A 20202-nucleotide genomic window follows, 5' to 3' on the forward strand; every position below is an offset into this window, starting at 1 on the left:
TGTGCTGTCAACTTCAACGCACGGTGGCGGATCCTATTCCCGACCATTGCATCCGGACTTCGACGCCCCGTCCCCCTCCCCTAGAATCCAGGGATGGCCTCGCTTCTGTACGTCGGCGTGCGCCCTGAGCTGGATGCGGCCACGGCGGAGCGCGCCTCCTTCCGCGTCGCCCTCGGCGTCGACGCCGAGGCACTGGATCGCGTCGACCTCACCACGACGGCGCTGCCCGACGACGTCTTCGACCGCTACGCGGGTTTCGTGATCGGCGGATCCCCGTTCAACGTCACCGATGCCCGCAAGTCGGCGACGCAGCGGCGCGTGGAGGCGGATCTCGAGCGGATCGCCGAGCGCGCGATCGAGGGGACGACGACCGCGTTCTTCACCTGCTTCGGGATCGGCGTGGTGACGCGGCTGCTCGGCGGGACCGTCGGCAACGGCACCCCGGAGGAGGCCGCCGCAGCGGAGATCCGCACGACGTCCGAGGGTGCGACCGATCCGCTGTTCGGGCCGGCCGGCCCCGTGTTCCACGCGTTCACCGCGCACAAGGAGGGCTCCGTCGCCCCGCCGCCCGGCGCCGTGCTGCTCGCCGGCAACGACACCTGCCCGGTGCAGGCGTACCGCGTGGGCGCCGACCTGTATGCGACGCAGTTCCACCCCGAGCCCTCGCCGCGGGACTTCGCCGACCGGATGGTTTTCTACCGCACCACGGGCTATTTCGACCCCGACGCGTTCCACACCGTCCAGGAGGCGGTGCTCGAATCCGTCGTCACCGAACCCGCCCGGATCCTGCATCGCTTCGGCGCCCGAGCCCTGGACCGCCGCCGAGGCCACTGACGCGTTATCCGCGCCGCCCGAGCGATCCCCCGGCCACCCCCACGGTCCGGCCCGATGCGCATTCCGCCGGAGGGTCCGACCGGCCGCGCCGACGGGCCACGAGACGGCAACGGGGCGACGAGACCGAATCTCCGTGGCGAGACCGCAGTTGATTCGCGCAGTCTCGACGCGGAGATGCGGTCTCGCGAGAGCGCGGCCGGGTCCGCGTCAGGCGCCGTCGCGCAGCAGGGCGATCCGCTCGTCCAGATATGCCTCCAGCGGCATGTAGCCTCCCGCCGCAGACCAGCGCACCGACGGCACGCCGTCCCGCAGGGCGAGCGGACCGGAGGATACCCCGGCTTCGACCGCGTCCAGATCGATCGCCGTCCAGCCCACGTGCACGGTCTCGCCGTCGCGGAATCCGCCGCGGGAGGCCTCCGCGCGGCGCTCCGCCCGGGCCCGGGCCGATTCCGCCGCATACCCCCGGCGCACCGGGGCGGCGGCGCGCAGCACCTCCGCCGTCGCGAACACCGCATCGTCGGCGAGGAGCAGCACGCCGACGTGCCAGGCGGATCCGGCGCGGACGATCCGCGGCGCCCGCCAACGCGACGTCCTCTCGCGTCCGAGGGATTCCCGCGGCACCTCGGCGAGCGCAGCGCGCGCCCGTCCGAGCAGCGCGCCGAGCCCGGCGCCGGAGTCAGGTGAGGTCACCCCACCAGGCTAATCCCGCCGATGGCGGCACTCCGAGACCGTCCGAGTGATCGCTATCATGCACGTGTGCCGGGACGACGCCCGCGCCTCCGCCCCACGATCGGATCTCATGACGACCCCAGCGACGCCGGATCCCCGCCGCGCCCCCGGGATGGCCGACGTCGCGCGCCTGGCCGGGGTGTCGGCGCAGACCGTGTCGCGCACTCTGAGCGGCAATCCGAGCGTGCAGCCCGAGACCCGCGCCAAGGTGCTCGCGGCCGTGGACCAGCTCGGCTATCGGCGCAACAACGCCGCCCGCGCGCTGTCTTCCGGGCGGAGCAGGGCGATCGGCGTCGTCTCGCTGCGGACCGGCTTCTACTCGCGCACCGCGGTCACGGTCGGCATCGAGACGACCGCGTCCGAGGCGGGGTACATCGTGAACTCGGTCACGACGCCGTCGCTCGATGCCGGCGAGATCGAGCTGGCCATGTCGCGCCTCGCCGACCAGGGCGTGGAGGGGATCGTGCTCGCGCTCCCCCTGATCGCGACGTCGCGGGCGATCGACGAGCTCACCCGCGCGGTTCCGACGATCACCATCGACGGGTCGCGCACCGCATCGACCCAGGTGGTCGCGGTCGACCAGCGCGAAGTCGGCCGGATCGCGACCCGCCATCTGCTGGATCTCGGCCACGAGACCGTCTGGCACGTCGCGGGACCGCAGCAGTGGCTCGACGCGTCCAGCCGCACCCAGGGCTGGCGGGAGGCCCTCGCAGACGCCGGCCGGGAGGCCCCGCCCGAGATCCTCGGGGACTGGTCCCCCGCCTCTGGGCACCGTGCCGGGCAGATCCTGGCGCGCATCCCGGAGGTCACCGCGGTGTTCGTGGCGAGCGACGAGATGGCGTTCGGCCTCGCGCGGGCGTTCGCCGAGCTCGGCCGCCGGATCCCGGACGACGTGTCGATCGTCGGGGTGGACGACATCCCGCTCGCGGAGTTCTGCTCCCCCGCGCTCACGACCGTCGCCCAGCCCTTCGGCGACGTGGGGCGCATCGCCGTCGAGCATCTGCTGCACGCGATCGCCCACCCGGGAGCGGTGCCCCCGGCGGAGTCGATCACGCCGCAGCTCGTGGTGCGCCGCTCGACCGCCGCCCCGCGCCGTTGACCGTCGCCCGCGCAACTGAGCCCCGCACCGTCCGCCCGTCGCCCCGCGCCGTCGACCGTCACCCCGCGCCGTCGACCGCCGCGCCGCGCCGCTGACCGCCGCCCGCGCAACTGGGCCCCGCCTCGCGGAGCTCCCCGCCTGCGCCGCGCCCGGTCAGGGCGCTGGAGCGCCCGGGGTCCCGTCGCCCGCACTCCCCGTGAGGACCCGGCATCCTGACATCCATCATCCGCATGTTTGCGATATCCATCGCACGGATCAGGTCCGCTGATTAAGCGGAAAGGACTTGATGTTAGCGATAACTTAGGCGTACCGTGTCCCCTGTTCTCCCCGCCTCGACGATGCAGCAAGGAAGACCGATGCCTCCACAGATCCTGTCCCTCCCGCGCCGATCAGGCGGTGCCGTCGCCGGCGGCGTCGCCCTCGCGATCGCCGCGACCGCGCTGGGCCTCGGCTCCCTCTCTCCGGCGCACGCCGACCCCGCCCCGCCTGCCGGCGCCGCGATCCCCGACACGGGCTACACCCTCCTCGACGTCGACTCCGAATCGGCGCCCTACCCCGCCCCGCCCTCGCTCGACGGCACCGCGAAGGGGGCGTTCGACGGCGACTACTCGACCCAGTGGGCCTCGGACTACAACGGCGGCGCGCCGGACCCGATGCCGCACTACCTCACGTTCGACATCGGCGCGCAGCACGCGCTCACCGGGCTCGGCTACTCCGTCAAGGTGCAGGGCAACGGCCCGGTCAAGAACGTGCAGGTGCTGACCACGAACGACGCCGACGTCGCGAAGGACGGCAAGAACAGCGGATGGTCGCTCGCCGGCACCGCGACCTTCTCGCAGCCCACCAGCGGCACGCAGATCCAGTACGTGGCGTTCGCCCAGCCCGTGTCGGCGCGCTACGTCGAGTTCAAGGTCCTGGATGCGGTGAACGGGTCGAACAACGCCTCGGCCTCGGAGATCGTCGTGTACACGACCGACCCGATCACCACGCCCACCCCCACCCCCACCCCCACGCCGACACCGACGCCCAAGCCCGCCGCCGCGACCGTGACCACCGACTCGGTCGACGACAGCACCTGGCAGTATCCGGACGACACCCCCGCGAGCCCGTTCATCGACAAGGACGGCACGTTCCACTTCGGCGAGTCGCACGCGAACTACTACAACGAGCCGGACGGCAGCAACGGCGACATCCGGCAGTGGAACTGGTACACCGGAACGGACTTCGACACCGCCAAGCCCGACGACGCGCTCAACGCCGCCGGCACCAACCCCGACACCACCGACTTCTGCAACGCGAGCCCCACCGGCGTGGACTCGACCAAGGCGCCGGCCGGATCCAGCTACACCCAGCCGAACTACTGCGACATCACGCAGATGTGGGTCGACCCCGACTCGGGCGACTGGTACGGCCTCGTGCACAACGAGTTCACCCCCCAGCCCTTCGGCGACGGGCTGCACTACGACGCCATCGACTACGCGGTCTCGACCGATCAGGGCAGGACCTGGACGATCCCCGGCCACGCGATCACCTCGCCGTACAGCACCACCCGCGGCGACACCACGGCGTTCCCGCAGCAGACCTACTCGTACGGCGACGGCGATCCCCGCCTCTACGTCGACTACGCCTCCGGCTACTTCTACGCGTTCTACGGCTCCCGCATCGTGAACAAGACCGGCGGCTGGGTCGCGTTCTACGAGCACGTCGCCCGCGCCCCGATCTCCGGGAAGATGGCGACCGGCACCTGGCAGAAGTGGTACGACGGCACCTGGACCCAGCCCGGCATCTCCGGCAAGGAGAGCAACATGGTCCCCGTCGCCGACGACAGCGAGACGGGTTACACCCCCACCGACGAGGAGTACGACCCGAACACCCCCGGCACCGCGCAGCAGCAGATCAAGAAGGGGCAGATGCCCGCGACGTCGCCGCTGTTCGTGATGGACGTCACCTACGACGCGTACCTCGGGCTGTACATCGGCCAGCCGCAGAACCCCGACCAGTCGGGCAACGCGCCGCAGGAGTTCTACGCCACGAAGAACCTCGCGACGCAGAAGTGGTTCCGCCTGGGCGACAGCGGATCCGCGTACACGACGGCCTCCTGGTACCGCTGGTTCGTCGACCCGGCCAACAAGACGAGCTCGGCGATCGTGGGCAAGTCGTTCCGCTCGTACTGCTCGTTCGGCTGCATGGGCGACGCCTATGCGCAGCTCGCGAACATCACGATCGACGCGGGGCCCTCGGTCTCGCCGGCCGCCGCCGTCGACACGACGAAGGCCTACACGATCGCCAACGCCGACGGGCGCAAGCTCGCGGTCTCCGGCGACGGCACGGCGCTGACGTCCGCGGACACCGTGGACCGCGGGCACGGCGCGTGGACGTTCGCGGCGACGGGGGACGGCGCGTACACCGTCGCGACCCAGGGCGGCGCGCTGCTGGGCGTCGACGCGTCCACGACCGCCGGGCGCGCCTGGGGCGCGGGTCTCACGCTCACCGATCAGGCATCGGCCGGTGTCGGGCAGCAGTGGTTCGTCGTCCCGAACACCGACCCCGCCAGCGGTGAGGCCACCGGATCGATCCGGCTCGTGAACCGCTACTCCGGACTCGTGCTGGGCCTGGACGACACGGCCGCGGCGACGACACCGGGCCGCACCTGGGACGCGACGAGCCCCACAGCACGGGCTGCGGCCGCGTCGTCGGCCCCGTTCGGCACGGCCTCGAACCAGGTCATCGCGCTTTCGGTGTTCGACGACTCGACGCCCGACCCCGGCACCACGCCGACGCCGACGCCCACGCCGACGCCGTCGGCCGGCCCGGGCTCGACCGGATCCGACAGCGGGTCGCACGGCACCGGAACGGCAGCGGGATCCCTCGCCAGCACGGGCGGCGCGCTCGCGGTCGTCCCGGCGATCGCGGCCGGACTGCTGATCCTCGCCGGCGCCGCGCTCGCCCTGATCCGGCGACGCGCCCGCACCACGCGCTCCTGACGGATCCCTCTCGGCGGGGATCCGGGCCTCGTGCCCGGGTCCCCGCCGTCGCGTCCGCCCGGCGATTCGCCTCGGGTCCGTCCGCACGGCAGAATCGACGCACACCCCCTTGCAAGGAGACCCGTCATGGCGCAGCCCGACACCGCACGACTGCTCATCGCGTGCGCCGATCAGCCCGGCATCGTCGCCGCCGTCGCGGGCGTCCTCGCCGCGCACGAGGTGAACATCATCTCCCTCGATCAGCACTCGACCGACGCCGAGGGCGGGCGCTTCTTCCAGCGCACCGTGATCCACCGCGACGGGCTCGCCGCCGCCCGTCCGGCCCTCGAGGCCGACCTGGGCGCCGTGGCCGAGCGCTTCGGCATGGACTGGTCGCTGCACGACGCGTCCAAGCGCAAGCGGGTGGCGATCTTCGTCTCCAAGTACGACCACTGCCTGATGGAGCTGCTCTGGCGCACCCAGCGCGGACAGCTCGACATCGACATCACCATGGTCGTCTCGAACCATCCGGATCTCGCGGAATCGGTGCGCTCGTTCGGCGTGCCGTTCGTGCACATCCCCTCGGGCGACAAGGCGGAGATGGAGCGGCGCCAGCTCGAGCTGCTGCAGGGCAACGTGGATCTGGTCGTGCTCGCGCGCTACATGCAGATCCTCACCGACGAGTTCATCGGTTCCCTCGGCGCTCCGGTGATCAACATCCACCACTCCTTCCTGCCGGCGTTCATCGGCGCGAACCCGTACGCCCGGGCCAAGGAGCGCGGCGTGAAGCTCATCGGCGCCACGGCGCACTACGCCACGGCCGACCTCGACGAGGGCCCGATCATCGAGCAGGACGTGACGCGCGTCACGCACGCGGAGTCCGCCGCCGAGCTGCAGAGCCGCGGCGCCGACGTGGAGCGTCTGGTGCTGGCGCGCGCGGTGCAGTGGCACGCCGACGACCGGGTGATCGTGCACGGCCGCTCGACCGTCATCCTCTGAGGCACGGTCGCCTCAGGGCCCTCTGCGCGCGGCCGCCCGGCGCAGGTCAGGCGCTCGGCACGCCCGCGGCGAGCTCGGCGAACGCCTCCGCCGCCGTGCCGTACCGGGCCAGCGGCGCCGACTGGCCCATCCAGAGCGACTGCAGCTCGCCCCTCCCCTGCTCCCCGGCCGGAGCGCGGAAGCGTCCCGTGATCCAGTTCTGCGCCGGGAACGGGGCGATGGATCCGGCCGCCTCGATCTCGGCGACCGCGCGGTTGCGCGCCCCGCGGGCGAGCCGCCCGCTCATCGCCCGGGTGAGCACGGTCTCCTCCGCCGACGTCGAGCGGATCGCCGCCCGGTGCGCCGCGTTCGCGGCCGACTCCGCGACGGCGAGGAAGGCGGTGCCGACCTGCACACCCTGCGCGCCGAGGGCGAACGCGGCGGCGACCCCGCGCCGGTCCGCGATCCCCCCGGCCGCGATCACCGGCACGTCGACGGCGTCGACGACCTGGGGCAGCAGGGAGAACAGCCCGACGAGCGACTCCTCCGCGGGACGCAGGAACGACACGCGATGCCCCGCGGCCTCGGCGCCCGTCGCGACGACGGCGTCCGCCCCGGCGTCCGCGAGCGCGACCGCCTCCGCGACCGTCGTGGCCGTGCCCACCACCCGGATTCCACGGCGGTGCGCCTCGGCGACCAGCGCGGCCGACGGCGCCCCGAAGACGACGCTGAGCACGGCGGGAGCCGCCTCCAGGATCGCCTCCACCTGCTCGTCGACCGGCGGCAGATAGCGCTCCGGACGCGCGGGCGGCTCGACCCCGACCTCGGCGAAGAAGGGGGCGAGCGCGGCCGCGTCGGCGTCGTGCTGCGCCCCCGGTTCCACCTCGTCGCCGGTGGGCAGCCAGATGTTCACCGCGAACGGCGCCGAGGTCGCCGCTCGGATCCCGGCGATCGTGGAGCGGATCCGGTCTCCGTCGTACCCGTAGAGCCCGTACGAGCCGAGCCCGCCGGCCGCGCTGACCGCGGCGGTGAGCGGGATCGAGCTGAGTCCGCCGAACGGGCCGAGGACGACGGGGATGCGGATGCCGAGGAGGTCGGTGAGCGCGCTCATGCTCCCGAGGCTACGCCGGGCCCGCCCGCGCCCGTCGCGTGTGACGAAGGAGCCTCCGGGGTCAGTCCGGCACCACGGGGATGGATCCGGTGAGCGGGGAGGGCGGTTCCTCGTCGGGGCCCGCGCCGCGCCGCCGCCGCGCTCCCGCCGTGACGCCGATGCTCGCGATCACGACCAGCGCGATCGCTGCGAGCCGCAGCGGCGAGGCCTGCTGCCCCAGGACGAGCAGCCCGGCGAGCGTCGCGAAGACCGGCTCGAGGCTGAGCAGGATCCCGAAGATCCGCTGCGGCAGGCGGCGCAGTGCCGCGAGCTCGAGGATGTAGGGGATGACCGAGGCGAGCAGCGCGGTGAGCGCAGCCAGTCCCAGCACGCGAGGATCCGCGACCGCGGTCACGGCCGCGGGCACCCCGAAGGGCAGCAGCAGCACGGCACCGACCGCGAGCGCGACCGCGAGGCCCTCGGTTCCCGTGGTGAGCGCGCCCACGCGCGTGCTCATCCGGATGTACATCACCCAGAACCCGGCCGCGATGAGCGCGAACAGCACGCCCCAGGGATCGAGCGCCGCCGCTCCCGTGAGCCCGTCGAGCCCGAGCAGCGCCATGCCGAGCAGAGCGATCCCCACCCAGACCGCGTCGGCGAGGCGCCGGGTCAGCACCGCCGCCAGCACGAGCGGGCCGAGGAACTCGATCGCGACCGCGGGTCCGAGCGGAATACGGTCGATGGCGGCGTAGTAGGTGCCGTTCATCGCGGCGATCGAGACGCCGAACAGGAGGGCGGCGGTCCACTGCGCCCGGTTCCATCGACGCAGGCGCGGGCGCGCGATGACGAGCACCACGATCGCGGCGATGAGCACGCGCAGCCCGGTGACGCCCCAGGAGCCGAGCTCCGGGAAGATCGTGGTCGCGACGGCCGCGCCGAACGGCAGCGACAGGCAGGATCCGACGACCAGCAGCACACCGAGAGCGGGCTGCTGCCGCGGTTCCTGGGAGTTCACCCCTCAAGCCTGGCACGGCCCGGACGGGGATGCGTCGCGGGCGCGGACGCGTCGCGGACGTTCCCGGTGAGCGGCCTGAGCCGGCCCGGGGGCATGGCGCCAGGCACCCCCGCGGACCGCGCTCAGCGCGGGGTGAGCCCGACCCGCAGCGGAGCGCCGGGCGCCCCCGCCTCCGCCAGCGCGCCGTCGACCGCCGCGAGCGGATGCACGGCGCCCACGGCGTCGGCGAACGGGTGCGCGCGCCCGGGCCCCGCCATGAAGGCGGCGGCGGCGTGCAGCTCGGCGCCGGTGTAGTTGTGCACCCCGGCGACCGCGACGAGACCGCGCACGATGCGCTCGGCGTCGAGCGGCACCGGATCCGCAGGGAACACGCTGCCCAGCAGCACCACCGCACCGCCCACGTCGACGGCGTCGAGCGCGGCGCGCACGGCATGCCCCGAGGCCTCGATCACCAGGTCGGCGCCCTCCTCAGCGACGTCCTCCGGGGCGAGCGCGGTGAGGCCGAAGCGCTCGGCGAACGCCCGGCGCGCGGGATCGGGATCCGCGATCCGCACCTGTCCGCCCATGTCCGCCGCGATCACCGCGGCGGTCAGCCCGACCAGCCCCGCACCGAGCACGAGCACGCGTTCGCACGCGAGCACGGCCGCGTCCTCCGCAGCCGTGGGGAACGGATCCGGCCGTCCTCGCCCGCGCAGCGCCGCGCCCCGGGCGATCCCGGCCCACGCGGTCGCCGTCGCGCACGAGACCGGGGCGAGGGCGGCGGCCGGCAGCGCCTCCGGCACCCGCACGATCGCGGTGCCGGCCCGCAGGTGCACGTGTCCGGCGAACCCGCCGGTGAGCTCCCAGCGCGGCTCGATGCGCGCGTGGCCGTACTTCGCGAGCGTGCGGCACTTCTGGGTCAGGCCGACGAGGCAGCGGTCGCAGTGTCCGCACGAGACCGTGACCGACCACACCACACGGTCGCCGACGTGCAGCTCCCCGCCGTCCACGGCGCGCGCGCCCTCGTCCCCGATGGCGATGATGCGGCCGACGCTCTCGTGCCCGAGGACGAGGGGCGTGGGCGCATGCCTGCGCCCCTGCACGGTGTGGATGTCGGATCCGCAGATCGTCGACATCTCCACCGCGACGAGCACGTCGTGCGGGGCCAGGGCGACGCCCGGCACGGCGAGCACCTCGTGCGGCAGCCCGACGCCGAGCCAGGCCATGGCGACGGCGGAGGGCCGCAGCGGCACGTCGTGCCGGTGCACCTCTTCGGCGGGGCGGACCAGCGCCGCGCGCATGTCAGCCGGCCGCGATCGGCGCGACGGCGGGCTCCGGCGCGAGCGTGGCGGATGCCGGGGGCTCCGCCGCGAGGCCGGGCACGAGCCCGCGTTCGACGAGCGCGGCGGCGAGCGCGGTGACGTCGGGCAGCACGGCGTCCGGACCCGCGGCCGCGAGCGCGGCGGCATCGTGCGCACCGGTCAGCACCCCGGCGACAAAACCCGCACCGGCGCGGCGGCCCGACTGCACGTCGCTCACGGTGTCGCCGGCGACGGCCACAGCCTGCACCGACGACGCGCCGGCGCGCAGCAGCGCGGTGAGCACGAGGTCGGGAGCCGGGCGGCCGCGCCCCGCGTCGACCGGGCTGAGCACCCCGTCGACGAGGTCGCGCCAGCCCAGAGCATCCAGGAGCGCGTCACGGGTGATCGGGGCGAACCCCGTGGTCAGCCAGACCTTCAGGCCCGCGGCCCGCAGCGCCCGGATGGCGTCGGCCGCACCGGGGATCCCGGTCACGCCCTGCTCCGCCACGATCTCGGCGTAGGCGGCCTCGAACTGCGCGGTGGCGCGCTCCGCCGTCTCGACATCCCCGTCGGCGAGGTGCGTGAACACGTCGATCTTCGACTGCCCCATGGTGTCGCGCACGTACTGCAGCGCCGCTTCCCCGCCGATCCGGGAAGCGACCCCGGTGCGCTCGGCGGCGCGCTGGAACGCCTGCTCCACGATGCCGTCGTCGAGCACGGTGGTGCCTGCCATGTCGAGCACGACCAGTTCGATCGGGGTGTGCGGGTTCATGCGTTCTCCTCCTGTGCGATGCCGCCGACGATGGCGGTCGTTCCTGCGCCGCCGACGATGGCGGGGTTCTGTGCGGCGTCCGCGACGGACCTGCCGGTGTCGTCGGATCCGGATCCGGATCCAGCCCAGCCGAACGCGCGGGCGGTCTCGATCTCGGCGAGACCGAGACCCGTGGTCATGCCGATGCCCGTGGTCGCGGCGAGCGCGAGCACCCGCGGGGCGGCCTCCTCGATGAGGAACTCCTCCCCCGCGGCGGCGTACACGCCCTGCCAGCGCTCGATCACGCGGATCCCGCCGACGTCGAAGAGCTCACGCGCCTCGGCGAGGAACGCGTCGAACGCGGCCTCGGGCTGGAACGGATCGGGCTGCACCGCCTTGTGGTGCGAGTCGCCGAGCAGCAGCGTGCCGTCGGGGAGCTGCGTGTACATCTGGTTCAGATCGAGTGCGGCCAGCTCCGGGCGCTCGGCGTGCAGCCGCTCGCGCAGCACCGTCGCCGAGCCGAGGCCGGCGAACCGGCGGTAGCGCACGAGCGACCAGCCGGTGAGCAGGGGCGCCTGCAGCGGCGCGGGGAGATCGGCCGCGACGCGCATCATGTCCAGCGCGCAGCGGATCACGCCCGCGCGCTCGGCGAGGGCGGGCAGCAACTGGTCGACGTCGTGGTTCACGGCCACGACCACGTCGCTCGCCGCGATGTCGCCACGGGTCGTGCGCACGAGCCCCGTGCCGACCTCGGTGACCGCGGTGCGGAAGCGGAACTCGACGCCGAGCGCCGCGAGGTGCCGCACGATCGCGCCGGCGGCCTCCCGCGGGTTCACCTGCAGGTCGCCCGCCACGAGCGCGCCGCCCTGCACGACGTCGGGGCGCACCGGGGCGAGCGCGGTCACCTCGGCGGGCGAGAGCAGACGGATGCCGCCTCCGGCCTCGGCCCCGGCCGCCTCCTCCAGCAGCGCCCGCTCGTCCTCCGCCCGGGCGACGACGAGGGTGCCGCTCTCCCGGGCCCAGAATCCGGCCTCTGCCGCGAGGCGGAGCCAGATCCCGCGGGACGCCTCGCCGTAGGCGCGCGCGGGGCCGTCCTGCGCGCCGATGCAGAGGTGTCCGAAGTTGCGGATCGTCGCGCCCACGGGGCGCTCGGTGCGGTCCACGACCACGACGCGCAGCCCTCGCCGCACGGCCGCGTACGCCGCGCCGAGGCCGACGATGCCGGATCCGACGATCGCGACGTCGAACCGGTCGGGGGAAGAAGCCGTCATCGGAACACCCTCCGCATCCACATCGCGAGCCCCTCGACCACGAGCACCGTGGCGAGGATCATCAGCACGATCGCCGTGACCACCTCGTAGCGCGAGCCCTGCCCGGCGTTCAGCAGGTAGTAGCCCACGCCGCCGCCGCCGACGATGCCGAGGATCGTCGCCGCGCGAATGTTGGTGTCGAGCATGTAGAAGCTGTGCCCGATGAGCGCGCGGGTGCCCTGCGGCACGGTCGCGGCCGTGTAGGTCTGGAGCCGTGTGGCACCGACGGCGCGCAGGGCCCTCTCGGGTCCCCGGTCGACCTCCTCGAACGAGTCCGCCACGAGCTTGCCGAGCAGCCCGATGCCGCCGATCGCGAGGGCCACGATGCCCGCCGTGGGGCCGAGGCCGGTGACGACGATGAGCACGATCGCGAGGATGAGCTCCGGGATCCCGCGGATGCCGACGAGCAGGAACCGGGCGGTGCCGCGCACCGTGCCGTTCGGGGCGACGTTGCGCGCCGCGAAGGATCCGAGCAGCAGCGAGGGCAGCAGGGTCAGCACGGTGGCGGCGAGCGCGATCGCGATCGTGTCGCGCATGGCGCCGAGCATGACGGCGGTGTCGTAGTTGCCGAAGTCGGGCGGCCAGAACTTCGCCGCGGTCTCGGGGATCCTCGCCCACACCGTGATGAGATCGCTCCACTGGATCCGGCACACGAGGAGGCTGCCGATCACGATCGCGACGGCGATCCCGCCGGCGATCGCGTTGCGGCGGCGCTCGCGGGTCCACGGGCGCCGCACGGCGGTCTCCGGCGTCGCCGCCCAGGCCGGCTTCGCAGCGGGGGCTGTGGCGCTCACGGCACCGGCGCGCCGGCCCAGACGCGGATGCAGGATCCGGTCGATCCACGAGCGCGTCTGCGCGGTCTCGCCGAGCATCGCCCCGCGCACGGCGCTGGAGACGATCTCCATGACGACGCAGAGCACGAAGATCACGAGGGCGATCCCGAGACCGCGTCCGTAGTTGAGCGCCTTGAACGCGTAGGACATCTCCAGGCCCAGGCCCGCGACGCCGACGTAGCCGAGGACGACGCTGCCGCGCAGGTTGATGTCGTTGCGGTGCAGGACGGTCGCGACCCAGCTGGGCAGCACCTGCGGGAGGACCCCCGCGGTGAACTGCTGCAGCTTCGTGCCCCCGGCTGCGCGGATCGCGAGGCGCGGCCCCTCGTCGATCTGCTCAATGGCGTCGGCGAACATCTTCGAGATCATGCCGATCGAGTGGATCCCGATCGCGAGGATGCCGGGGAGGGTCCCCAGCGAGAACATCAGCACGAACGCCATGGCCAGCACGACGTCGGGGATCGAGCGGGTGAGCACGCCGATGAAGCGGGCGATGCCGCGCCAGACCGGTCCGGGCGTGGTGTTCGCCGCGGCGAGGTAGGCGATCGGCACCGAGAGCGCGGCGGCGACGAGCGTGCCGACCAGCACCAGCCCGACGGTGAGCGCGATCAGCCAGAGCAGATCGAGGGGCGCAGGGAAGGTCAGGGCTCCCACACGGGTCATGAAGCGCTGCGCGTTGCCCCAGCTCGACAGGACGCCGGAGAGCGAGAAGCCGCTCTGCACGAGCGAGGCGACGCCGAGCCCGGCGAGCACGACGAGCACGAGCGATGCGGCGATGCGCTCCGGCGAGATCCGGGGCCGCGGCGCCCGGGACAGCAGGCCGCCGACGTAGCCCTCGCGGCGCGGGGAGGCGACCGCGGTCATGCCTGCGCCCCGGCGGCGGCCGACGCCACGGCCGCCGCGCCTGTCGCCGCGTCGGCGGGCGTCGCGATGCCCTGCGCGATGAGCTCGGTGGTCACGGCGGTGAGGTCGGCCGTGGTGGTGGCGACCCGGCCGTAGATCTCCATGACCTCGGCCTTGCTGAGGCCGGTGGTGGAGGTGTTCAGGACGACCTCGCCGTGGCGCAGCCCGACGATGCGGTCCGCCCAGCTGATCGCGAGGTCGACCTGGTGCAGGCTGCACACCACGGTGAGGCCCTGGTCCGCGGCGATCTCGCGGATGAGCGCCATGACCTGGTCGCTCGACTCCGGGTCGAGCGAGGCGACGGGCTCGTCGGCGAGCAGGATCTCGGGGCGCTGCATGAGCGCGCGGGCGATCGCGACGCGCTGCTGCTGGCCGCCGGAGAGGGTGTCGCTGCGCTGGTAGGCGCGCTCCAGCAGGCCCACGCGCTCGAGGTGGCCGAGGGCGCGCAGCTTCGCATCCCTCGAATAGCCCCAGAGCCCGAGGCGCGGACCGCGCACGGACGAGAGGGATCCGGTCAGCACGTTCTCCAGCACGGTCAGCGAGGGCACCAGCTCGAACTGCTGGAAGATGAAGCCGACCCGGCTGCGGAGGCCGCGCAGCGCCTTCCCCTTCAGCGTCGGGACGGCCGATCCGAGCACCTCGACGGTGCCGGAGGTCGGGGTCTCGAGGCCGTCGAGGTGGCGCAGCAGCGTCGACTTGCCGGATCCGGACAGACCGAGGAGCACGACGATCTCGCCGCGCGCGACCTCCAGGTCGGCGCCCGTGAGGGCGGTGGTGGCGCCGAACCGCTTGGTGACGCCGGAGAGGCGGATGACCGGCTCCGTGGTTGCCGTGCTCATGATGTTGCGCTCCTGGGTGTGTACGGGGTCGTTGAGCGAGGACGCGGGAACGGCGACCGAGACGGAACGCGGTGCTCTCGCATCCGACCGCGTTCCGTCTCGCGAAGACCTGCACCGAACGAGCAGCGCGAGTCGACGTGTCGCTCGACGACCCCGTTCGGGGGCGTGATCGGTCAGATCACTTCTTGCACTGGTCGGCCTTGGTCTTGTCGCAGATGTCGCGGATGATGTCGTAGTACTTGTCGTCGACCGGCTTGGTCGCGTAGAAGGTGGCCTTGAACGCGTCGCTGTCCGCGCCCTTGATGCCGGCCTTGACGATGTCGTCGATGGTGACCTCCTTGAGGGCGGTCACGACCTTGTCGGCGGTCTCCTTCGGCAGCGCCGAGCTGTAGACCAGCGGAGCACCGGGGACCATCGTCTTGTCGACGACGGTGACCTTGTCGCTCTTGGCGACCTCGGAGTCCTCGGCGAAGCCCGCCTCGCACTCCGTGCCCTCGCCGACCTTCTGCACGCTGACGTCGTGCTTGCCTGCGAAGACCGGGGTGACGTCCGTCTTGGGGTCGATGCCGTCCTTGAGCAGGTTGTAGCTCGGGAACAGGTAGCCCGAGGTCGAGGACGGGTCGACGAAGCAGACCTTCTTGCCCTTGAAGTCCTTGATGGAGGTGATCGAGGAGCCCTTCGGCACGATGGCCTCGGAGTAGTAGCCCGGCTCCTGCCCCTGCTTGGTGACGATCGAGGAGATCGGGGTGAGCTTCGCGCCGGCGTTGGTGGCCGTGATGTAGGTGAAGCCGGAGAAGGAGGCGACGTCGACCTTGCCGGCGACGGCCGCCTCGATGAGCGCCGCGTAGTCGGTGGACTCGTGGTACTCGACCTTCTTGCCGGTCTCCTTGGCGATGTAGTCCATGAGGGGCTGGTAGTTGGTCTGGGTGTCGACCGAGTCGGGCACGACGCCGAAGACGAGGGTGTTCGCGTCGACGGCGTAGCCGCCGTTTGCAGCAGCGGGCGCGTCGGTGCCGGTGGCGGCGCCGGCGGCGCCAGAACATGCGGCGAGGCCGAGGGCGAGCACGGCGGCGCCGGCTGCGACGGTGAGAGCGCGAAGCTTCATGAGGACCTTTCGGGTTCTGGTGCGGAGGGGATCCTCGAAGACTCTCTCAAGCTCACGGCCGAGATGTATACCTACCTCGGCACTGTTCCCCGACTGTTCACCCGCGATTCGCCTGCATGAACACTGCTGGAACGAGGGTGCGCTCACCGAGGCGACGAAGTAGTATGCCTATGTGCCCGAGGTTGTCTACACCCAGATCGCCGACGATCTGCGCGCCCGGATCGCCTCCGGCCGCCTCCGCCCCGGCGACGCGGTGCCGACGGAAGCGGAGCTCGCCGAGCGCTGGAGCACCTCGCGGGGCCCGATCCGCAACGCGCTGGCCGCGCTCCGCGCCGAGGGGCTCATCGAGACCGCGCGCGGAAGGCCCGCGCGCGTCGTGGAGCGCAAGGCGACCCAGGCCGTGGACGTGTCGGTGCCGTTCACGCGCTGGGCCCGCGAGCTCGGCGCCCGCCCGGGCGCCCGCACCCAGGAGCTGAGCCTGCGCCGAGCCGGACCCGAGAAGGCTCAGTCCCTCGGGGTGGATCCCGATGACACCATCGTGAGCGTCGTGCGACTGCGCTTCCTCGACGACCGCCCCACGATGCTCGAGCGGCTCTTCTACACGGAAGAGGTCGGCCGCCTGCTGTTCAGCGTCGACACCGATGCGATCTCGATCACCGAATTCCTGGCATCGCAGGGCCACCCGATCGTGGGCCTGCAGCACGAGATCGACGCCGTCGCCGCGGACGAGCAGGATGCGGCGCTGCTGGAGGTCGTTCCTGGCGCCCCGATCCTGCGCCTCAGCCGCACCTCGCGCGACGCCGACGGGCGCATCTTCGAGGCCAGCGAGGACCGCTATCTCTCCCGCATCGTGCGGTTCACGGTCTCCGGATCCGGCATCTCCTCCGACGGGCAGTACCTGCGCGCCGTGGGCGGCTGAGCCGTCCGCTGCGGGCCCGCGCACCCCTGACGACCCCCGGGTCCCGGGCAGCGCGCTCACACCGCCAGCAGCGCGATCCCGGCCACGACGATCGCCGCGGCCCCCACCCGCCAGGCCGGGCGCCCCTCGCGCAGCACGAACGCCCCGAACAGGCTCACCAGCACCACGCTCACCTCGCGCAGCGGCGCGACGAGCGCCACGGGAGCGATGCGGATCGCCTGCAGCACGAGGATGTACGAGAGCGGCGAGAGGATCCCGAAGGCCAGGATCCGGCGCCATCCGAGGCGTCCGAACGCGGCGAGCGCCGCCCAGCGCCCGCGCACCGCGAACGAGTAGAACGGGATCTGCATCGCGGCGGTGCCGACCATGAACGCGACCGGCGAGAGGCCGTGCGCCCGCACCACGAAGGCGTCCCAGATCGTGTAGACGGCGATCGTGACTCCGGTGAGGAGGCCGAAGAGCAGCCCCGGGTCGATGCGGCGTCGTCCGGGTGCCGGCAGCGGATCCGGGATCGCCGGGGCCGGAGAGCCCGCCCGGTCCACGAAGCCGATCGCCACGATCCCGATGATCACGACCGCGACGCCGACGAGGGCGACCGGCGCGGGCCGCTCGCCGAACAGGGTCATCGCGATGATGACCGAGAGGAACGGCCCCGTCCCGCGCGCCGTCGCGTACACGGTCGAGAGGTTGCCGACGCGGTAGCCGTGCTGCAGCACGACCATGTAGGTCACGTGCAGCACGCTCGAGACCAGCACGCCCAGCACGAAGCCGCCGACGTCCCCCGTGCCGATGCCGCCGGTGAACGGCACGACGCCGATCCAGACGAGCGTGCTGGAGACGGCGCCCCACCACAGGAAGGGGTAGCCGGCGCGGCTGACGCCGTGCGCGAGCACGTTCCAGCCCGCGTGGGCGATGGCGGCGGAGAAGACGAGGACGAGAGCGACGAGCGACATGGGAACCTTCGGTCCGGCGCGGGCGCGACGGACGTGGTTCCTCCAGGCTTTTGTCCGTTCAGATGACGTCGGGCCCACGAAGGCCCGACGTGGCGCCGCTCGGACCAGTCGGGCGGACCCCGGAACCCTAGGCGCTGTCACGGGACAGCCTAGCGACGCCCGCGCGACCCCGTGGATCCGCGATTCGATCCGTCATACGGATGTACGAAACCGGTTGTCCACAGATCCCCTCTTCCCCCCTCCAGCATCGATGCTGCGTTCTAGATTGGAACCATGGAACCCACCCTCGACCACACGCTTCGCCGTAGCGCGGCGCTGGTCGAGGAGTGCGCGCAGATCGACCGCGAGATCTCCCGGCTGCAGGCCAGGAAGGCGGAGAGGCTGGCCGAACGGGTGCGGCTGCTCCTCGTTGAGATCCGCCCGGGGCAGGACGGTTTCGAGCAGGCCGAACGATCCATGATCAGCGAGCTCTCCGCGGGGCTGCGCATCACCGCCTACGCCGCTGCGAAGCAGCTCGCCAATGCGCACACCCTGCAGGAGCGCCTCCCTGGCACGCGTGAAGCCCTCGCCGCCGGTGCGCTCACGCTGGCGCACGCCGACGTGATCGTCGAGGCCGCGCGCGATCTCCCCGCCGGGGACGATGCCGTGGCGGCCGCCTACGAGACGGCGGTCGTCCCCTACGCCTCCGCGGAGACCCGCGCGCGCACGAAGGCCTTCGCCGAGAGCGTCGTCGCCGCCCTCGCGCCCGCGACCGTGCAGGAGCAGCACGACCGCGCACAGGATCAGCGGCTCGTCACGGTGACCGACGAGGGCCGCGGACAGGCGAGCCTGCACGTCACGGGCCCCGCTGTGCTCATCCACTCCGCGTACGACCTGGTCACGCAGGAGGGCCATGCGATCCTCCGCGCGGCGAAGCAGGACGGCGCGGACCCCGATCCGCTGGGCGACGCACGCACCCTGGATCAGGTGCGCTGCGACCGGATCCTGCTGCGCCTCCTCACCGGCCGCGTCGACCACGACGCCGACATCCTCGAGAGCATCCGCCCGACGGTGCAGGTCACCGTCAGCGCCGCCACCCTCGCGGGGATCGACGACCGCCTCGCCGAGCTCGACGCCCACGGCCCGGTAGACGCCGATCTCGCGCGCGACCTCGCCGCGTCCGCCGCCTCCTGGCGACGACTGCACCTCGACGACGCGGGGATGATCACCCGCACCACCGCCTATCAGCCGACCGCGGCGATGCGGCGCCATCTCCGCGCCCGAGATCGCACCTGCCGGTTCCCTGGCTGCCGCAGACCCGCGCGCAGGTGCGAGATCGATCACACCTACGACCACGCCCGCGGCGGCCCCACCGCGATCACCAACCTCGCGTGCCTCTGCGCCACCCACCATGCCCTCAAGCACCCGGACGTCGACGCGAGGTGGCGCTGGACTGCGCGCCAGCGCCGGGACGGGACCATCGTCTGGACGACCCCCGCCGGCGTCGAGTACTCGGACGCGCCGCCGCCGCGGGTCATGTTCGTGGCGCAGGACACGACCGAAGAGGACTCCGCCCGCACGGCCGCCGCATGACCGCGGGCGGAGACAAGCGCGGGCGAGAACGAACACGGGCGGAGGTCCTCGCCTGCACACTCGCGCAGCCGATGGCACGTGCAGCGAGACGGATCAGGGGGGCGGGGCGATGGCTCCGATCACAGACGCTTCCGAAGCGCCGATGAAATACTGGAGACGTACACGACGAGGAGGTCGCCGGTGGCGGACAACGAACGCGCGCTCGAAGAGGGCATCGTCACCGATCTGAAGGATCGGATGACCTACGGCTCCTATCTCGACCTCGACCGGCTCCTCGGCGCACAGCATCCGGTCAGCGTGCCGCAGCACCACGACGAGATGCTGTTCATCATCCAGCACCAGACCACCGAGCTGTGGCTCAAGCTCGTGCTGCACGAGCTCGGCACCGCCCGCGACCGGCTCGCCGAGGACGACCTGCGGTCGGCGCTCAAGCACATGGCCCGGGTGAAGCACATCCAGGAGGTGCTCACCCAGCAGTGGTCCGTGCTCGCCACCCTGACCCCCACCGAGTACGCGGAGTTCCGCGGCGACCTCGGCAACTCCTCCGGCTTCCAGTCGGTGCAGTACCGCGCCGTCGAGTTCGCCCTCGGCAACAAGAACGAGCGGATGCTCGGGGTGTTCCGCGATCACGCCGAGAACCTCGCGATGCTGACCGCGGAGTGGGAGCGCCCGACGCTCTACGACGAGTTCCTCCGGCTCGCCGCGCGACGGGGGCTGCCGGTCCCCGCCGAGATCCTCGAGCGCGACGTGCGGCAGCCGTATCGCATGCACGAGTCGCTCGTGCCGGTGCTCACCGCGATCTACGAGAACCCGCACGAGCACTGGGACCTGTACGAGGCGTGCGAGGAGCTCGTCGACGTCGAGGACAACTTCCAGTTCTGGCGCTTCCGGCATCTGCGCACCGTCACGCGCACGATCGGCCGCAAGGTCGGCACCGGCGGATCCAGCGGGGTCGACTTCCTGCAGCGCGCCCTCGATCTCACCTTCTTCCCCGAGCTGTACGCGGTGCGCACCGAGATCGGGCGGTGA

17 protein-coding genes are annotated in these 20202 nt (G+C 72.5%); 7 read left to right on the forward strand and 10 right to left on the reverse strand.

Features of this window, described 5'->3' with window-relative positions; translation table 11 throughout:
• Window positions 1-93: 93 nt before the first annotated feature.
• Window positions 94-834: a glutamine amidotransferase-related protein gene (locus tag WFJ01_RS13600; protein ID WP_336629335.1), complete on the forward strand. Its 741-nt coding sequence runs from the start codon at window positions 94-96 to the stop codon at window positions 832-834.
• Between the two features lie 207 nt (window positions 835-1041).
• Here the strand turns inward: WFJ01_RS13600 and WFJ01_RS13605 are convergent, their stop codons facing one another.
• Complete coding sequence (locus tag WFJ01_RS13605) at window positions 1042-1524, reverse strand: glutaminase (RefSeq protein ID WP_336629336.1); 483 nt, start codon at window positions 1522-1524, stop codon at window positions 1042-1044.
• 109 nt (window positions 1525-1633) lie between these two features.
• Here WFJ01_RS13605 and WFJ01_RS13610 point away from each other — a divergent pair, with 109 nt between their 5' ends.
• The 3 genes from WFJ01_RS13610 to purU all read left to right on the forward strand — a co-directional run bounded on the left by WFJ01_RS13610 (window position 1634) and on the right by purU (window position 6624).
• Window positions 1634-2662 carry a LacI family DNA-binding transcriptional regulator gene (locus tag WFJ01_RS13610; RefSeq protein WP_336629337.1) on the forward strand — a complete coding sequence of 343 codons (1029 nt, stop codon included), beginning with the start codon at window positions 1634-1636 and terminating at the stop codon, window positions 2660-2662.
• Window positions 2663-3018: 356 nt separating this feature from the next.
• Window positions 3019-5646, forward strand: coding sequence for a discoidin domain-containing protein (locus WFJ01_RS13615; protein ID WP_336629338.1), 2628 nt, complete (start codon window positions 3019-3021; stop codon window positions 5644-5646).
• A 126-nt stretch (window positions 5647-5772) separates the two neighbouring features.
• Window positions 5773-6624: a formyltetrahydrofolate deformylase gene (gene purU / locus WFJ01_RS13620; RefSeq protein ID WP_251438809.1), complete on the forward strand. Its 852-nt coding sequence runs from the start codon at window positions 5773-5775 to the stop codon at window positions 6622-6624.
• 46 nt (window positions 6625-6670) lie between these two features.
• Here the strand turns inward: purU and WFJ01_RS13625 are convergent, their stop codons facing one another.
• The 8 genes from WFJ01_RS13625 to WFJ01_RS13660 form a co-directional block, all read right to left on the reverse strand.
• Window positions 6671-7714 carry an NAD(P)H-dependent flavin oxidoreductase gene (locus tag WFJ01_RS13625; RefSeq protein WP_292885358.1) on the reverse strand — a complete coding sequence of 348 codons (1044 nt, stop codon included), beginning with the start codon at window positions 7712-7714 and terminating at the stop codon, window positions 6671-6673.
• A gap of 61 nt (window positions 7715-7775) precedes the next feature.
• Window positions 7776-8708, reverse strand: coding sequence for an EamA family transporter (locus WFJ01_RS13630; RefSeq protein WP_336629339.1), 933 nt, complete (start codon window positions 8706-8708; stop codon window positions 7776-7778).
• A 122-nt stretch (window positions 8709-8830) separates the two neighbouring features.
• Window positions 8831-9988: an alcohol dehydrogenase catalytic domain-containing protein gene (locus tag WFJ01_RS13635; protein ID WP_336629340.1), complete on the reverse strand. Its 1158-nt coding sequence runs from the start codon at window positions 9986-9988 to the stop codon at window positions 8831-8833.
• Between the two features lies 1 nt (window position 9989).
• Window positions 9990-10760, reverse strand: coding sequence for a phosphonatase-like hydrolase (locus tag WFJ01_RS13640; protein ID WP_336629341.1), 771 nt, complete (start codon window positions 10758-10760; stop codon window positions 9990-9992).
• Window positions 10757-12010, reverse strand: coding sequence for a TIGR03364 family FAD-dependent oxidoreductase (locus WFJ01_RS13645; RefSeq protein WP_336629342.1), 1254 nt, complete (start codon window positions 12008-12010; stop codon window positions 10757-10759). Before WFJ01_RS13645 ends, WFJ01_RS13640 begins: the two co-directional genes overlap by 4 nt.
• Entirely contained in the window at window positions 12007-13746 is a 1740-nt protein-coding gene (phnE, locus tag WFJ01_RS13650) for a phosphonate ABC transporter, permease protein PhnE (RefSeq protein WP_336629343.1), read from the reverse strand. The genes WFJ01_RS13645 and phnE overlap by 4 nt, the downstream gene beginning before the upstream one ends.
• A complete protein-coding gene (gene phnC, locus WFJ01_RS13655) occupies window positions 13743-14624 on the reverse strand; it encodes a phosphonate ABC transporter ATP-binding protein (RefSeq protein WP_295032869.1) in 882 nt (293 codons plus the stop codon). The genes phnE and phnC overlap by 4 nt, the downstream gene beginning before the upstream one ends.
• A 178-nt stretch (window positions 14625-14802) precedes the next feature.
• Entirely contained in the window at window positions 14803-15729 is a 927-nt protein-coding gene (locus WFJ01_RS13660) for a phosphate/phosphite/phosphonate ABC transporter substrate-binding protein (protein WP_251438820.1), read from the reverse strand.
• 172 nt (window positions 15730-15901) lie between these two features.
• Here WFJ01_RS13660 and WFJ01_RS13665 point away from each other — a divergent pair, with 172 nt between their 5' ends.
• Entirely contained in the window at window positions 15902-16648 is a 747-nt protein-coding gene (locus tag WFJ01_RS13665) for a GntR family transcriptional regulator (protein WP_336629344.1), read from the forward strand.
• Window positions 16649-16704: 56 nt separating this feature from the next.
• Here WFJ01_RS13665 and WFJ01_RS13670 read toward each other — a convergent pair whose 3' ends face one another.
• Window positions 16705-17601, reverse strand: a complete 897-nt coding sequence (locus WFJ01_RS13670; RefSeq protein ID WP_336629345.1) for an EamA family transporter — start codon at window positions 17599-17601, stop codon at window positions 16705-16707.
• 273 nt (window positions 17602-17874) lie between these two features.
• Here WFJ01_RS13670 and WFJ01_RS13675 point away from each other — a divergent pair, with 273 nt between their 5' ends.
• Together WFJ01_RS13675 and WFJ01_RS13680 are read left to right on the forward strand one after the other, a co-directional pair.
• The gene (locus WFJ01_RS13675) at window positions 17875-19173 is read left to right on the forward strand and encodes an HNH endonuclease signature motif containing protein (protein ID WP_336629346.1); all 1299 of its coding nucleotides are present in this window, start codon (window positions 17875-17877) and stop codon (window positions 19171-19173) included.
• 237 nt (window positions 19174-19410) lie between these two features.
• Window positions 19411-20202: a tryptophan 2,3-dioxygenase gene (locus WFJ01_RS13680; RefSeq protein WP_292885769.1), complete on the forward strand. Its 792-nt coding sequence runs from the start codon at window positions 19411-19413 to the stop codon at window positions 20200-20202.

The sequence above is a fragment of the Microbacterium sp. MMO-35 genome, assembly GCF_037147555.1.
In the GTDB taxonomy this organism is placed as follows: domain Bacteria; phylum Actinomycetota; class Actinomycetes; order Actinomycetales; family Microbacteriaceae; genus Microbacterium.